The sequence below is a fragment of the Oscillospiraceae bacterium genome (assembly GCA_034925865.1).
GTDB lineage: Bacteria > Bacillota > Clostridia > Oscillospirales > SIG627 > SIG704.
The window spans coordinates 55,590-71,971 of record JAYFRN010000005.1; the positions used below are offsets into that span (position 1 = coordinate 55,590).

14 protein-coding genes are annotated in these 16,382 nt (G+C 41.9%); 5 read left to right on the forward strand and 9 right to left on the reverse strand.

All coding sequences use genetic code 11. The features are described 5' to 3' along the window. The first annotated feature begins 213 nt into the window (after positions 1-213). Positions 214-1,737 (forward strand): YifB family Mg chelatase-like AAA ATPase, encoded by a 1,524-nt coding sequence (locus VB118_01910; GenBank protein MEA4831356.1) that lies wholly within the window; start codon positions 214-216, stop codon positions 1,735-1,737. A 376-nt stretch (positions 1,738-2,113) separates the two neighbouring features. Here VB118_01910 and VB118_01915 read toward each other — a convergent pair whose 3' ends face one another. Beyond that, entirely contained in the window at positions 2,114-2,554 is a 441-nt protein-coding gene (locus VB118_01915; protein MEA4831357.1) for a hypothetical protein, read from the reverse strand. Between the two features lie 405 nt (positions 2,555-2,959). Between VB118_01915 and VB118_01920 the strand changes: the two genes are divergently transcribed. The 3 genes from VB118_01920 to VB118_01930 are packed head-to-tail and all read left to right on the forward strand — an operon-like array spanning position 2,960 to position 5,364. After that, complete coding sequence (locus VB118_01920) at positions 2,960-3,802, forward strand: transporter substrate-binding domain-containing protein (protein MEA4831358.1); 843 nt, start codon at positions 2,960-2,962, stop codon at positions 3,800-3,802. Positions 3,803-3,859: 57 nt separating this feature from the next. Then, positions 3,860-4,570 carry an amino acid ABC transporter permease gene (locus tag VB118_01925; protein ID MEA4831359.1) on the forward strand — a complete coding sequence of 237 codons (711 nt, stop codon included), beginning with the start codon at positions 3,860-3,862 and terminating at the stop codon, positions 4,568-4,570. Between the two features lie 14 nt (positions 4,571-4,584). Then, positions 4,585-5,364 (forward strand): amino acid ABC transporter ATP-binding protein, encoded by a 780-nt coding sequence (locus VB118_01930; GenBank protein ID MEA4831360.1) that lies wholly within the window; start codon positions 4,585-4,587, stop codon positions 5,362-5,364. Between the two features lie 81 nt (positions 5,365-5,445). Here VB118_01930 and VB118_01935 read toward each other — a convergent pair whose 3' ends face one another. From VB118_01935 to vanR, 8 genes are all read right to left on the reverse strand, one after another. Beyond that, positions 5,446-6,159 carry a DNA alkylation repair protein gene (locus VB118_01935; GenBank protein MEA4831361.1) on the reverse strand — a complete coding sequence of 238 codons (714 nt, stop codon included), beginning with the start codon at positions 6,157-6,159 and terminating at the stop codon, positions 5,446-5,448. A gap of 2 nt (positions 6,160-6,161) precedes the next feature. Continuing rightward, positions 6,162-6,770 carry a 3'-5' exonuclease gene (locus tag VB118_01940; protein ID MEA4831362.1) on the reverse strand — a complete coding sequence of 203 codons (609 nt, stop codon included), beginning with the start codon at positions 6,768-6,770 and terminating at the stop codon, positions 6,162-6,164. 566 nt (positions 6,771-7,336) lie between these two features. Further along, positions 7,337-9,466, reverse strand: a complete 2,130-nt coding sequence (gene vanT / locus VB118_01945) for a serine racemase VanT catalytic subunit (GenBank protein ID MEA4831363.1) — start codon at positions 9,464-9,466, stop codon at positions 7,337-7,339. Then, entirely contained in the window at positions 9,435-10,223 is a 789-nt protein-coding gene (locus VB118_01950; GenBank protein ID MEA4831364.1) for a M15 family metallopeptidase, read from the reverse strand. The genes vanT and VB118_01950 overlap by 32 nt, the downstream gene beginning before the upstream one ends. After that, positions 10,220-11,269, reverse strand: a complete 1,050-nt coding sequence (gene vanG, locus VB118_01955) for a D-alanine--D-serine ligase VanG (GenBank protein MEA4831365.1) — start codon at positions 11,267-11,269, stop codon at positions 10,220-10,222. The genes VB118_01950 and vanG overlap by 4 nt, the downstream gene beginning before the upstream one ends. Before the next feature lie 293 nt (positions 11,270-11,562). Further along, a complete protein-coding gene (locus tag VB118_01960) occupies positions 11,563-12,360 on the reverse strand; it encodes a M15 family metallopeptidase (protein ID MEA4831366.1) in 798 nt (265 codons plus the stop codon). A 209-nt stretch (positions 12,361-12,569) separates the two neighbouring features. Beyond that, positions 12,570-13,487 carry a vancomycin resistance histidine kinase VanS gene (gene vanS / locus VB118_01965; GenBank protein MEA4831367.1) on the reverse strand — a complete coding sequence of 306 codons (918 nt, stop codon included), beginning with the start codon at positions 13,485-13,487 and terminating at the stop codon, positions 12,570-12,572. A gap of 202 nt (positions 13,488-13,689) precedes the next feature. Further along, complete coding sequence (vanR, locus tag VB118_01970; protein MEA4831368.1) at positions 13,690-14,385, reverse strand: VanR-ABDEGLN family response regulator transcription factor; 696 nt, start codon at positions 14,383-14,385, stop codon at positions 13,690-13,692. Positions 14,386-14,660: 275 nt separating this feature from the next. Here vanR and VB118_01975 point away from each other — a divergent pair, with 275 nt between their 5' ends. Further along, a complete protein-coding gene (locus VB118_01975) occupies positions 14,661-16,208 on the forward strand; it encodes an RNA polymerase sigma factor (GenBank protein MEA4831369.1) in 1,548 nt (515 codons plus the stop codon). Positions 16,209-16,382 lie beyond the last annotated feature (174 nt).

A 16,382-nucleotide genomic window follows, 5' to 3' on the forward strand; every position in this document is an offset into this window, starting at 1 on the left:
TATGAATTCGAGGCGTGTTTTGACAGGCATAATGTCAAATCATGGCGATGATTGTTGCCAACGTCCGTTTTATGTGCTATAATAAATTACTGATGAATAATATAGTATGGATTTTGCCCGAATATACACAGGACAGTCGAGCTAAGCAATATAATTATATTTTACATAAAACCACGTTAAACGAAAACAAAATTACGGAGGAAAGCATCGATCATGCTTACAACAGTATATTCAGCATCGCTTTCCGGGCTAGAAGGATTCACCGTTACAGTTGAATGCTTTTCCGACAGAGGATTGCCGTCGATAGAAATAATCGGTCTGCCCGACGCGGCCATCAAGGAAGCGATAGAACGCATACATGCCGTGACCTCAAATAATTCACTTCCGTTTATCAAGGGACGCACTACCGTAAACCTCGCGCCTGCCGACCGCAAGAAGAGCGGAAGCGGATTCGACCTCGCGATCATCGTCGCGATCGTGGCTCAGAGCGTGATGCCCTCGGCCGAGCTTTCGGACGCCTGTTTTATCGGAGAGCTGTCTCTGACGGGTGATGTGCGTCCGTGCAAAGGCGTTTTGCCTATGTGTCTCGCGGCCAAGGCCGACGGTAAACGCCGGGTGTTCATCCCGGCGGAAAATGCCGCGGAAGGAGCCGTCGTCGACGGGATAGACGTTTACGGCGTAAAAAATATTATACAATTAATTGCACATCTCAACGGTGCGGAGCAGATAGAAAAAGCAGTGTTCGAAAAGGAATCGGCTTTCGGGTTCGTTGCCCCGGCGATAGATTTCGCGGATATAAAGGGACAGGAAACCGCAAAGCGCGCAATAGAAATTGCCGCCGCCGGGGCGCACAATGTGCTGCTTATCGGTCCTCCCGGAAGCGGGAAGAGCATGATATCAAAGGCAATACCGGGCATTCTTCCTCAAATGAGCTTCAGTGAAATGATAGAAACCACGAAAATCCATTCGGTAAGCGGAATTTTGCCACCGAACGAATCGTTGGTTCGGGTACGTCCGTTCCGCGCGCCGCATCATACCATGTCCTTCGCCGGTCTTGCGGGCGGCGGAGCCGTTCCTATGCCGGGTGAAATATCTCTGTGTCACAATGGCGTCCTTTTCCTTGACGAGCTCCCGGAATTCGATAAAAGAGCGCTTGAGGTGCTGCGCCAGCCGCTTGAGGACCGCGTCATTACAATAACACGCGCCGCAGGAAAGATCACGTTTCCCGCGTCGTTCATGGTGGTTTGCGCAATGAATCCCTGTCCATGCGGTTATTACGGAAGCGAAAAGCGCAAATGCACATGCACAAAGGCAGCTGTTGAAAAATATCTGTCTAAAATTTCCGGTCCTCTGCTTGACAGGATAGATATCCAGATCGAGGTTCCGGCGGTCTCATTTGACGAGATCACCGCTCCGGTTTCGTCCGAATCCTCTTTTGAAATTAGGAAACGCGTCGAAAAAGCGCGTGAGATCGCTGCGGAAAGATATAAGGAGATCGGCGTTTTTGCAAACGGTTTGCTCGGTCCGTCACACGCGAAAAAATACTGTAATTACAGTGAAGCCGCGAAAAACGTGCTTGAGACCGCCTTTGAACGCCTTAACTTGTCAGCGAGGGGATACGACAGAATCCTGCGGGTTTCAAGGACTATTGCCGATCTTGAAGGAGAGGACATGATCGGGTCTGATCATGTGCTTGAGGCTGTTCAGCTGCGGAGCCTTGACAGAAAGTACTTTTAAATGGCATTTAATTTGCTTTGTTATGGAAAGGAGGAAAATGGAGGTGAGATTATCTCGTATTAATAATAAGTCTGTATTCCTTTTTGCTATTCTGTTTTTACTTTTCTCAGGAGGAATATTCGTGATATGCTTGTTATATTCTGATGGTTCATTAAAAGCTGTAGATAAATCGCCTTATTCGTCTTATTTCGAGAATCAGCGTTGTTTTTCAATTAAGGGAAACCAGAATGGTCCCATGATAACATTTAAAGATGGCTCAAATTATTCAAAACGGTAATTATATACGGAAGTGCGCAGCCTTTCGGCTACGCCATTTTAAGGTTATTTTGTAAATAAGGTACACATGTTTAAATATTTAACTATCTATAAAATGCTGTCATTGGCATAACTTATCATGTATTTCCTTTATCAATACATCATCTTTCATGTTTTGACATAGACGGTTTAATTTTTGAATTATATAAGCATCAAGAGAGTCATATAGCTTATCATCTTCGCTCAGGTTATATAATTTAAGAATTATATCATTCATATACTTGTTGTTTGAATATGTCGTGCTGTTAAACACAGTAAAGCACAAGTACGCATGTTTGCAGTTCTCCACATACAACCGTTGTTTATCGCTTGCATCGGTGGCTTTATTATTTAAATTATTGCATAATTGAATAAAACTATTCCTGAAAGCAATATCGATATTATCAGACTGAAATTGCTTTTGGGATAATGTAAATAGTGTATTTATATGTACTATAATAAGAATAATAAACGCCGCACCGATAAAAAGAGTCAGCCACTTTTTGATACTTACAATTTTCATATGCCAAAACCACCTTAAATTTTTCAAAGAAAGTTACAACAAAGTTGATGCATGACTTATCATAATTAAAATTTTTATAACTTTGTATATATTATAATAAAATAATGCTTTTATGTTAATAAATTTAATAGGATTCAATTTTAATTCAAAAACTTATGAAACTCACCTCAAATACTACTAAAAATCGCTTTATATGATTCTGTTTTGAGAGTTGTACGGTAATCGGGAGTTATAAAGTTTATAAATCATACTGGTATTACAATTCGGGAGACATCATATAAATATACGTTATAATCTGTTAAAGTGTTAAATCGGTATTGCTTTTTTTGATTAAATCATATATAATCAATTTGTAATATGATTCTGCGCGAATCGCGCTACATTTTTATAAGGAGCTTTAAAGCAATGAAAAAAATACTTATGTTGATTCTTGCCGCGGCGATGCTTACGTGCGTCCTCTCCGCGTGCGGTGACAATTCCCAAAAATTTGTCATACTTGACGAGAATTTCGGAGAAGAAGAATATGCCATCGGCTTCCGCAAAGGCGAAAACGCGCTTGCCGAAAAGGTACAGGAGATTCTCGACGGACTTTATACCGACGGTACCGCCAAAAATATCGCCGTAAAATGGTTCGGCAGCGACGTTATACTTAAAGGAAATGACTTTGCCTCCAAGGGAGAAGCGAATTCTCCTGATGATTCGCTTACCTATATCACTGGGAAAGGTACCTTTGTTCTCGGGTTTGACAAGGAATATCCTCCGATGGGTTTTGTCGATGATAAGACCGGCGAATATACCGGCTTTGATATCGATCTTGCGAAGGCTCTTTGCGCAAAATGGGGAGTAGAGCTGAAGCTTCAGCCTGTGGATTGGGAAACGAAGGAGCTCGAGCTTTCCTCCAAGAATATCGACTGCATCTGGAGCGGAATGTCTGTCCGTGACGACAGGAAAGAAATATTCACAATGTCAAAGCCGTATCTTGCAAACGCTCAGGTCATTCTCGTCGGAAAAGACAGCGGTATAACTAAGAAAGCTGATCTCGCCGGTAAAAAGGTCGGCACTCAAGCCGGCAGCGCAGCGCTTGACGAAATCAATACCGATGCCAACAAGGAACTCAAGGACAGCTTTGCGGGTCTTCAGGAATATTCGACATTTTATGAAGCTTATCTTGATCTCCAGGCCGGACGTATCGATGCCATTATCGGAGACAAGACATTCCTCGAATATATAATCGCCAACCAGAAATAAGACGTATGATAGGCGGAGAGCGGAAGCCTTTCTTCCGCTCTCCAGAATTTTGTTGATATGACCTTAGAAAGCATTTTAAACACGATCAAAATAATCCTTCCGGATTTAAAACATACCGCAGAAAGCATTTTAAACACGATCAAAATTATCCTTCCGGGTTTACAATATACCATCGGGCTGTTCGCCGTCACCATTATTCTCTCGATTCCGTTGGGGCTGTTGATGGCGTTTGTAATGCACGGAAAAAGCAAAATATTAAAGTTCATATTGCGTTTTTATGTGCTGATCATGCGCGGAACTCCGCTTATGCTTCAGCTGTTTTTCATTTATTTCGGTCTTCCTAAGTTACCGGGAATAGGGAAATTCCTGGTTATGGATCGATTTCCGGCCGCATGTGTCGCCTTTGTGCTGAATTACGCGGCATATTTCTGTGAAATATTCCGCGGCGGACTTTTATCGGTTGAAAAAGGTCAGTATGAGGCCGCAAAAGTGCTCGGGTTCACAAAGACGCAGACTATGCTTCGCGTCGTGATACCTCAGATGTTCCGCGTCGTGCTGCCTCCGGTATCAAACGAAACAATAACGCTTGTAAAAGACACGTCGCTTGTCACCGCGATAAGTCTTTCTGACCTTATGAATCTTACAAAGGCTCTCGTTACGAGCACATCGAATGTCTTTCCGTTTTTTATCGCGGCATTGTTTTATCTTGTTATGACGTATGCGCTGACAAAGCTGTTTAATTATCTAGAACATAAATTTGCGTATTGAAAGGGGCGGTGTGCATGAACATTCAGAATTCCGGAATAATGATTGAAGCTGTCGGGCTTGAAAAGAGCTTCGGCGATAATAATGTCCTGCGCGGCGTAAATTTTTCGGTGCGCCGCAATGAAATAATTGCCGTGATCGGTTCCTCCGGCAGCGGGAAAAGCACGCTTTTGCGCTGCCTTATTGATCTCGAACGAGTTGAAAAAGGCTCGATAATAATAGAAAACGAGCATATAGTCCGCGATGGCGTTTATACGCATCAGAAGGATATCGCAAGGATTATATCAAAAATGGGAATGGTTTTTCAATCGTTCAATCTTTTTCCTCATCTTTCTGTACGTGCCAATCTCGAGCTGCCGCTGATAATAGCAAATAAAAATTTGCCGTCAAATGCCGTGCCGCGTGAGGAAATATGTGCACGCGCCGAGGAGCTTTTAAAAAAAGTGGGGCTTTCAGATAAACCGGACGCAATGCCCGGGACGCTTTCCGGAGGTCAGAAGCAGAGAGTAGCCATAGCCAGGGCGCTTATGAAAAAGCCGGACATAATGCTCTTTGACGAACCCACATCCTCTCTTGATCCCGAGCTGACCGTTGAGGTATTGCAGACAATGAAAGCCTTGGCCGAGGAAAAAATGACGATGGTGGTCGTTACTCACGAGATGAGCTTTGCCAGAGATGTCGCGGACAGAATTATTTTCATGAACAATGGCATTATCCTCGAAGAAGGAACGCCGGATGAGATATTCTGTCATCCGAAATTCGACCGCACGAGGGAATTTCTTGCGTCGGTAAAATAAAAGATACTAGGCAGTAAACTAGATACTATGAAAATGAGCTGTTGCATGTTCTGAATCGAACAAGCAGCAGCCTTTTGTATGTCATAAAACACTATTATTTAAAATTTTTACTTTATTTGTCCGCAGATATACTTTCTGCTTATCGGAGATTCGATAGCTTTCGACGGCTTTTTGTATGGTTTTATTGTGCGTCCATGCATCAAGCCTGTGTTGCTCGATATAGGGCAGGGTGGCATCATATTGCTTGGCCAACGCCGTGGCAAAATACCAGGCGATCATCATGTTGATATAATATTCCAGTGATCTTATTCCCGCAACCAGCTCGTTGTATTCCGGCGCAAACTGATCATCAAGATAAAAGCTCATAAGCATTTCGATGCCGAACCGCACGGTATATATTTGATCGGATTTCAGCCATTCTTTTATTTTTTCAAGAAGCTTCGGCAAATACTTTATGAATATTCCAGGGCTAATCAGGTCGCAGGTCGCCCAATTATCCACATAAGGGAGAAACGTATCCAGCGCCGCGATGCAGGTGTCATAATCTTTTATTTGCTCAATCAGAAATCCGTGTAAATTGTTTTCCTCATAATACCTGTGCGGCAGGCTTTTCAGAAACTCAGATGCCTCTGGCGTTTTACTGAGATCTCTCGCCAGCTTGCGTAATTCCGGTGTGCGCACTCCGATCATCGTTTTTGGGTTCACTGTCGGAATGAGCTTGCATTGAAAATCGCGGTATTTTATATCCTGCAGAGCGAATAGACGGTTTTGCAATGTTTCTTCAATGCTGCTCATGATTAATATTTCCTTATATCGACCAAGCCTGATCCGGGCTTCATTCTTCGCTTTTCCTGAACGGTTCGCAGATTTATGAGGTCGTAGCTGCGGATAAAGTTGTCTGTGTTTATTCCGTTATCCATGTAGAGCATCAAAAGCTGTGCGCTGGCACGGCTGTCGCTGCCGGCATTGTGATGATGTAAATCAATGTCGAAATAATCGCATAGGGTATTCAGCTTATGATTCGTCAGCTCCGGGAAGCAGAACCGTCCCATGTTGCAGGTACATGCGTAATATGTATACGGACGCCAGCTTATCTGATAATGGCACAGGCATTTTGCCAGAACGCTCATATCAAACGGAGCATTATGAGCTATCAGCAATCCGCTTCCCATCAGAGGTTCTATGGTTTTCCATAGTTTGGGGAAAGCCGGCTTGTCCGCAACCGAATCGGGAGTAATACCGGTTAAATTTATGTTAAAATAATCAAAGCGTTCCTCGGGATTTACGAGAAAGTATAAATCTTCGGAAATTTTTCCGTTTTCCACAACGGTAATACCAATCGCGCTCATGCGGTCGTTGGCAGAGTTAGGTGTTTCGACATCGAATACAATATACTTATTTTGCATAATGTTTAAAATTCATTGTTATTTACTTTCTGGTTAAATCTTCGATATTACTTTTTGTTGATTTAAATTCTGCTTTTGTTTTTTTTAATTTATAACGGTTGTTTAATATTACGACAATGATAACTGTTGCACATATTATAAATATACAGCAAATAACCATGGATAACAGCATTATCGGACTAAATGAAAATATGGATCTACTCATTAATCATTACCTCTTGATTCGATTTATACCTTTTCCCATTTGATTTTAAGCTTTACTCAAACTGAGCATTGTCTGCTGCAAATTCAATTATACCGCGTTTTTCCATGTTAAGCAATATAAAATTTGAAATTGTATAAAAATTATTTTAAGAAAGCTGTTTGTTGCTTTCCTATTCTAACGTAGAAATTCGTTCGTATTATATCAAACATACTGCCTTATACCGATATAAAAGGCCACCATAGCTGCGCGCTACGGTGGCCAATATTCTGTTATTTAATAATAATCAAAAAGTTATTTTGATATGAATTATGTGTAACTCTCAGTTGTGAAAACAATGATTATTATTAAATAGCAATTATATTTATGTTATAATTCTTTCCAACCGCGTTCCCATCCGGCTGAGGATTTCATTTGTAATTGTGCCTGCTTTTTCGGCAATATCTCCGACGGAAATGCTTTCATTTCCGGATTTGCCGATCAGCACAGCGATGTCTCCTGTTTTAACTCTGGGGATTCCGGTAATATCTACCATAAGCTGATCCATACAAATCCTTCCGACAATAGGAGCTCGACACCCGTTTATCAGCACCTCGCCTGCTCCGTTTGAAAGGATGCGGGGATAACCATCCGCATACCCTATTGCCAGGGTGGCGATTTTCATTTCATGCTCGGCTATGAAATCACGTCCGTATCCGACAGACTCGCCGCAATGCATTTCTCTTACCGAAGCGATCCGCGTTTTCAGAGAAAGAACAGGCCAGAGCGGAATACGGCTATTATCCGTATCAGTTTTCAAACTGAACACGCCGTAAAGCGCAATTCCTACTCGTGCATAATCCTCCAGAAGCTCCGGATAATTCAACAAGCCATAGCTTGCGGTAAGGTGCAGCCTCGGGCAATAACCTTCCGCTTTTAACTGGTCAACAACCTTATAAAAAGCGGACGCCTGCGCCTTTGTGAAAGCTATGTCCTCCGGGGCATCGGTATCGTCGGCGCACAGATGTGTGAACAAACCATCAACTTTCAAATGCTTCATATGAAAAATAGCGCAAATATTTTCAATATTTTCGCTGCGTTCTCCGAGCCGTCGCATGCCCGTGTCGATGCCGATATGTACATGAAACATTTTCCCATAACAATTTAGCTTTTCCGCATATGCAAAATCGACTACCGTTTGGCTAAGATTATAGCGGCGGAGAAGCCGGAATTGGCTGGGATGGGTATATCCAAGCACAAGAATTTCACCGAAAATCCCGTTTTTTCGAAGCTCCGCGCCCTCTGCGGCAGAGGCCACACAGAAGCAATCCACATCCATTCGGTTCAACTCCCGGGCAATCAGTACCGCGCCATGTCCGTAGGCTTCCGCTTTGACAACCGGCATTAAACGGCAGTTTTGAGGCAGAAAGGAACGAAGCATTGATACATTGTACCGCAGAGCCTCCTGATTTAATTCGATCCATGCCCGGGCACGCGGATCAAAGGATTTTCTTATATGTCTGGCACAGCAGATAAGCCCAAAAGCCATCACAAAAGATGACACACAAACCAATGAGTAATAAACGAGGCTGTTTGTCACAAACAACTGGGTCATATGAATTGCTTTTGCCGCGCCGCGGATAGCGACAATCATTGCCGGATGTATGATATACATCAGCATTGATAATGACCTCAATGATTTTATTTTTTTCGTTTTCCAAGATAAAAGCAATTGGTATAGGAAGAACATACAAGGCAGCAGGGCTATATACATGCTGTCATGACGCTGCATTTGAAAATGATGCAGCACAAAGGCTTCAGCTGTCATAATGACAAAAGATACGGTAAAGCCTATTACGGAATAACCCGGTTTTATAGTGCGTTTATTCCGTCCGAAGTATGCGCCTAAAAGCAGAAAGACGGGTGCCAGAAATAAACCGTTTCGAGTATAGGTGAAAATTTGAAAGCCGAAATCATAAGCGGATTTTATGCCGGAGACGCCGGAAATAAGCCCGTAATAACTGTCACCAAATAATCCGATCAGATACAAAACACCGGATACCGCAAAGGTCGCCCTGACAGATAAAAAGCGACATAACAGACAAACAAGCAGAATTCCGAGAATACAAGCCGGAAAATACCACAGATGATAAAAAGTGCCGTCAAATAAAAGCATACGCAGCAGATCAGATATTCCGATATCTTTATAATGTCCTGCATAAATACCCAGCGGGAGATAGACAAGTATTGAAATGCCGTAAAGCACAGCGAGCTTTTTAAGCTGCTTCCATATTCCGTACATGCTTTTATATTCACATAAAACATACTCGGAAAGGACGAATTGCCCCGTAATCATCAAAAAGAAGGGGACAGCAAGCCTTGCAAGAATGCGTGTAAGAAAAAAATCCGCATTCATATCAATGCTTGAAAGTGGCGAGGTGTGTATGGCAATAACTAAAAAAGCTGCAATCAACCGGAAGGAGTCAAGCCCGCTGTAATCTCTTTTGCCCGTCATCGGCATTCCTCCATTCCGTTATGATGAATCCGTCTACGTTGTTGCCTGAAATGGAGTATGGCAATTCTGTGTTGATATCTATTTTAGTTTCACCCGCAAAATCAGCCGGCAGATAAGAAATATCCACGACAATTCCATTTTTTTTGTATCTGAATGGCAGCTGTCCATATGGGTATTTTTTTAAAAACGGGATGTATTCCTCCAGCGTCATATTAAGCTCATCCATAATGTCGGCATGCGGAACGCCCACATATCGAAAATGCCATGGTTCATGACCGATCCCGGTGATCGCCTCTTTCCCGGATGGATAACGCTCTATAAAGCCGTATGAAGTCGCTTTCCGGCGAAAGATCTGACAAATTCCTGTATACGGGAAGTCCGGACAGATGAAGTCGATCTGCTTGCTTTCCAGAGCAAGATCAATGGCAAGCCCGGTTTGGTGTTCGCTGTGTCCCGGGACCGCCACAAATTTTTTTGTGAATTCCTCTCCGCTTTCTGCCATGGTATCATCCCATATTTTCTGTTGTTCCTGCACTGGACGCCAGCCGCTTACCGGCACAATATTTTTCCAGCCATGTATCTTCTCCATAAGACTGGACAGCAATACGACAGCGGCACGGTTCAATAAAACAGACTCATTTTGATCAATTACCGGAACAAGAGACCGCTCGGTATTATTTTGGCAGGAATAGCTTTGATTAACCAGAATCAGATTTCCGGCGTGAAAGCTGCCGTTTGATAATTTTACCAAGCTCATTTTGACACCGCCCCGTCTATGACGAAAGAAAGGACTTCGGAAAACGAAATTCCGGCGGCTTTCATCATCCCCGGAAACCGGCTGTGTTCGGTAAATCCGGGGATGGTGTTGACTTCATTAAAAACAATTGTTCCATCTGGGGTCAGGAAGAGATCCACCCGAGCGAAGCCGGAACATCCCAGCGCTTTATAAATTTTCCGCGCTGTTTCTTTTATTTCATCTGATTTTTTTTGGTTGATTCGGGCAGGCACATGAATCGCAGATGTTTTCAATGTATATTTTTCGACAAAATCAAAAAATCCGCTTGAAAGCTCAATCTCATCAAGCTCTCCGATTGTCAGCGTATCGCTTCCCATTATTGCGCAGCCCACCTCAAAGCCGGCTATATTTTCCTCGACAATAACCTGATCATCATACCGGAATGCATTGCTGACTGCATCCGCAAGCTCTGAGTTATTCTGTACTTTTGTAACGCCATAAGAGGAGCCGGATTTAACTGGCTTTACAAACAGCGGATATCCGATTAAATCGGCAAAGGAAGAAATTACATTTAATGAAGTTTGTTGTGATATAGACAGTGCCCTCGGAACGGCAACGCCTGAAAGAGAAGCCAGCCTATGCGCCTTGTCCTTATCCATACATAGCGCGGATGACAGAACACCACAGCCTATCAGAGGAAGTCCGGCAAGCGTCACCAGCCCCTGAACCGTGCCGTCTTCACCGTTTTTACCATGTAAAACCGGAAATACGGCATCAATTTCGACAATTTCAATTTTTGCTTTTCCGAAAACGAGTAGCCTGTGTTCGTTGCGGTTCGGCGGCAGTATGACAGGACGGCAGTCCGTTTTGTTCAGCCATGTATTTTCTATTATTTTGTTATAATCTCCGGAAAATAAATACCATTCACCGCTTTCTGTAATACCGACCGGAATGGGATTATATTTTTTGGAATCCATATTCGAAATGACAGAGTATGCGGATTCAAGCGAAACGCCGTACTCTGAAGAGCATCCGCCAAACAATATGACGATGTTGAGCTTGTTCATGATGTTGTACTTCCTTTTACTGATTAGAAAATTTATTTTTATTTTTATCTCTGCTTGAAAAACAGCGCCGAGTGCCATTTGTTATAACGGCAATCAAATATTAATTGGCTCATGATGTAGCTTGTGATGTGAGTCACAATTTATAGAGAAAAGTAATATAACAAAAACTTTTCTCAAATATGGGTGCGTTTATTGACGTGCTTATTAAAAGACAGCGCAAATAGTTATGTATATTGCTATTTATTCTTCGCGGTAATATGAAGCCGTCATAATTATAAAATTTTCGGAGTATTTCAATTTGTTTTATTCAAATATTCCTCAAGGCAAATACCTCGATTATGTATCTCTGTTGCCACATTAATTCCTACATATCGATAATGCCAGGGTTCATTAATGACGCCGGTAATTTTTGTTTTATCAGCCGGATATCGACAAATAAAGCCATATCGATAACTATTCTTGTTCAGCCAATCATAAACTTCATAACCGGCGGAATGAATTCCGTCAGCATTGATATCCACAGCCAGTCCGATCTGATGCTCGCTTGTTCCCGGAACAGCGACCCATGCTTCAGCCAACGCTTTTGCCTCGTCGTTACCATATCCCTGATCTTTATATGCCGCAACCTTATTGTCTAATAAATCTTGCTGTATGGCGGATGTTCTATAACCGGAGACGACAACGGCATATACTCCGTCTTTTTTTGCCGTATCAAGCATTTCCTGTAATGCGGGGTATATGCGGGAATCAACTGACTCTCCGCCGCTTAATTTGGTCAGATTGAACTGGTATCCATCCGGTATAATGTTCCATTTATTAACCAGCATTAAATACCATTTGTTATCAACGCTTACTGTATTTTCACTGCTTGCGGTGTTATTTACAGAATCGGTGGAGATATCGTTTATACCGGTGGATGATAATGAATGTTTTTGTTTATCCGGATTAATTATCTTGAGAAGATAAACCGCTCCGATAATTATTATAGCAGTAATAATACAGCGGAATAATGCAGAAGACAAATTTCCGCTTCGATTGCGGTGTTTTACGGAATGTGATTTTATTCGTTGATAAGGCTTTCTTTTATTCATATTCTCCTTCATTCTTTTGAGCTTAGAGACAGTACATACCAATTTATTATGAAACTGTTATTATAAAAAGCATATTAAATATAACCGATATCTTGAGTTATAAAAACGCCGGAGAAAAGCGCCTCGTTTTGACATGTTTATAATATCAAAACGAGGCGCTGAATGCTTTCGGTTTATATTTTGAAATTCTTATCATTTTCTATGATAAATCATACGATTTTCTGACGATTTACGGGAAGCCGGACAGTAAAAATAATGTCATCATCAGAACTTTGCACGGTGATTATTCCGCCGTGTAATTTGACGATTTCTTTCGAAATGGCAAGCCCTAAACCGGCTCCGCCGGTAGCGGTTGAACGCGAGGAATCAAGCCGGTAGAATTGTTCAAAGATCCGATTCAATTTTTCAGGCGCGATTGTTTTTCCTCGGTTGCATACTTGTATTTCCACATTGTTTTCCTTTAGAAGCATTGAAAGCCGGATATCTGTTTGAGGATAACTGTAGTTGACAGCATTGCGGATCAGGTTGTCAAATACGCGTTCCAGCTTGCCCGGATCACAGCTGATATCAATATTCGGTTGTACAGCCGTATTCCAGCGCAGCCCTTTTTCCGCCAGAATGGGATTGAATTCGTTGATAATTTGCTCAAGCATACGGCTTAGATTGATGTTTTCATAATCCAAAGTAATTGCAGTGAGATTAAAACGGGTAATATCAAAAAACTCGTTGATCAAATCCTCCAGCCGTTCTGCCTTGTCAAGCGCGATCCCCGTATATTTCGCGCGCAGCTCCTGTGAAATATCGGGCTCGTCCCGCAGCAGTGTCAGATAACCGATAACGCTGGTCAGCGGCGTTTTTAAGTCATGCGCAAGATATACAATCAAATCATTCTTTCTTTGTTCTTCATCCCTTGCAAGTTTCGCATTGCGCAGAGCGCTTTCCCGGACTTGATTCAATTCATCCTGTATGTTCTTCATTGCATCTGGTAAAAGAATTTGTGTGTCAGTGGGGTTGGCCAAAGCTTCGGATGCTGTTATAATATCATCAAGAAAGCGAAGCGGCTTGCCCATAAAATAATAAGTGATCCATGCCCATCCGGCAAAAATCGGGATGCCGATAAACACCACAATATATGTTTTTATAAATTGGAAAAAGACATAAAGCGGATCGTATGGCTGCCAGGTAAACGCGCTTAAAAACTTCCATGCTGATAAAGCAAGCAAAAAAAAGCCCGCGACAAAACCGGCAAGCGCAAAAACATATTGAATTGCAAATCGGCGTGCAATCTGGCTCCTGTAGTTTTTTCTTTTGCTTTTTAATTTATCATTGCTATTCAATGGTATAGCCTACCCCCCAGACAGTTTTAATTATTTTCGGCTTTCTTGCCGGCTCTTGAAGCTTTTCACGCAGCCGGGCAATATGTGCCATGACTGTGTTGTTGTTGTCCAGATATTTTTCACACCAGACTGATTCGAATAATTTCTCCGATGATACAACGGTTCCCCTGTGCTCGCAAAGATACCATAAGATATTGAATTCAATCGGTGTAAGAGATAGTTCCTTGCTGTTCAATGTGCATTTGTGGCTGCTGTGAGAAATGTGTAATGCCTTAATGTCATATTCATCGACAATTTGTGTGCCTTGATCTCCGGTGTTGTACCGTTTATACCTGCGGAGTTGAGTTTTTACACGGGCGATCAGCTCCAGCGGATTAAAGGGCTTTGTAATATAGTCGTCAGCCCCCAATGTAAGGCCTGTTATTTTGTCGATATCCTCGATCTTTGCCGTCAGCATGATAATCGGAAACAGATGATTCGCTCTGATTTTTTGACATAACGTAAAGCCGTCCATATCAGGCAGCATAACATCCAGTATTGCAAGACTGAGAGATGTGTGCTCCGTACAAAATAACGCTTCTTTTGCCGAGTAAAATTTATGTACCTCATAACCGTCATTTTGTAAATATACCTCTACCAGGTCCGCAATTTCTTTTTCGTCGTCAACTATTAAAACGGCTTCGCTCATATATGCTGTTTCTCCTTATGTATCAAAAACTCATTCTTATTTTACACCGATAAATTAATTTTGCAAGTGGTATCCGTATAAATTCACATTATAATTAAAACAACAATTAAATAATCCTTGTTTTATAAGTGAAAAAAGTTGTATTGTAAGAAAAGCCCATATACCAGTGTGCTTTCCATATAAGGCGTGATTATAAAATTACCGTGTAAAAATTTCTTATAAGCACCCAATGAAAACCCATATTGATGCACTTTTTATGCGAAAGGCAGGTGAGAATGATGAATGCGGAAATTATGGCATTATACGTAGATAAAGTATATGCCTATGCAGTAAAAAGGACTTTTACAAGTGAGGAAGCAGCTGATCTTTCACAGGAAATCCTTTTTATTGCTATCAGAGAGCTGCCGAAGCTCAGAGATCAAAACCGTTTCGAACCGTGGTTGTGGGGCATAGCTGAAAACGTAACAAAAGCATTCCGTCGGCATCAGGGACGACAACGCGCGATGTATTCTTATGATATGCCGGAGGAAATACCCGAGAAAAATGATGATACCGAAGAAAACAATGAGATTTATGATCTTCTGAGGCGGAAGATCGCAATGCTTTCGACAATTTACCGCGACATCATTATCCTTTATTATTATGACGGTCTTTCTACAAAACAAATATCCGTGAAGCTCGGAATTCCCGAAGGAACTGTCACATGGAGACTGTCCGAAGCACGGAGAAAATTGAAAAAGGAGTGTACCAAAATGGAAGAAAGCGCACTGAGACCGATGAAACTGAGAATTGATATATACGGAAACGGAAACTTTCACGTGAAAAATGTGCCGTTTCCGGATGTATATATCAATGATGCTCTGTCGCAGAATATCTTATATTATTGTTATGACGAACCACAGAGTATTGAAGGACTTGCAAAGATTTGCGGAGTTCCCGCATATTACATCGAAGATCGGATCGACAATCTGATAAAACATGAAGCTGTCATTGAACCATCAAAGGGAAGATATCAAACCGACTTTATTATCTGGTCGGATAAATATGGTATATATTGCGAAGAAAACTCTGAAAAAGTACTTATGCCGATGATGGATAAAATAATCGCTGCTTTAAAATCCATCGCAAAAGAAGCAGATAAAATAAGCTTTTACAAAGCCGGAAAAGCTCCGAAGGATTTGTTTTACCTATATGGCATTATGGCCTTTGAATATGCGAGAAATCGCTTTTGCAATCTTCCGAGACCGCAAATAAAAGCAAAGTATGACGGTTTCAGATGGTGTTATCTCGGCAATATGGAAACAGGAAAGCACGAAAGAAACAATATTAATATTCTGCATAATGGAGGCAGTGGGAGAAGAGGGCATTACACGCATACTGTATACTGTGGCTTTGGCGGACTGTCACGCCGAGATATGATGTATGAAAACTATATCGATGTGTGTGAAGATATTCTACTGACAGGTCATTCGGATGATGCAGATGAGACAGCTCTTGCCATACAGGAGGGTTATATCGTAAGAGATGCCGACGGAAAACTGATAGTTACATCGACAGCATTCACCAAAGAACAGAAGGATGAATTTTATGCTATTGCGGACAGGTATCTCGCGCCGCTGATGGATGAATATTCCGGTATTGTTGAACGCTTTATCACAGGATATAAAAAGCTGTTCCCGAAATATCTCGAGGATGACACCGACCGTATGTGCAATGGAATGTTTGTCGGATTGTATAAGGCCATAATAGAATTTGCGCAGCGAACGGGTGATATAGAGCTTCCTTCACCTGACAGCTTCTGCGACGTAATGCTGCAAATTTGACAAGCAATTTGAAACTATACTTTCATATAGTTCGTTCAGTCTCCGATGCGGTTTTCTCTACATCGGAGGCTTTTAATAACCGCCGTTTCGTATTTTTCGCCAGCTTTTATAAGTATACAATGACGTTATACATATAATTGACAATGCTTGATCTTTGATTTATAATGATATTAG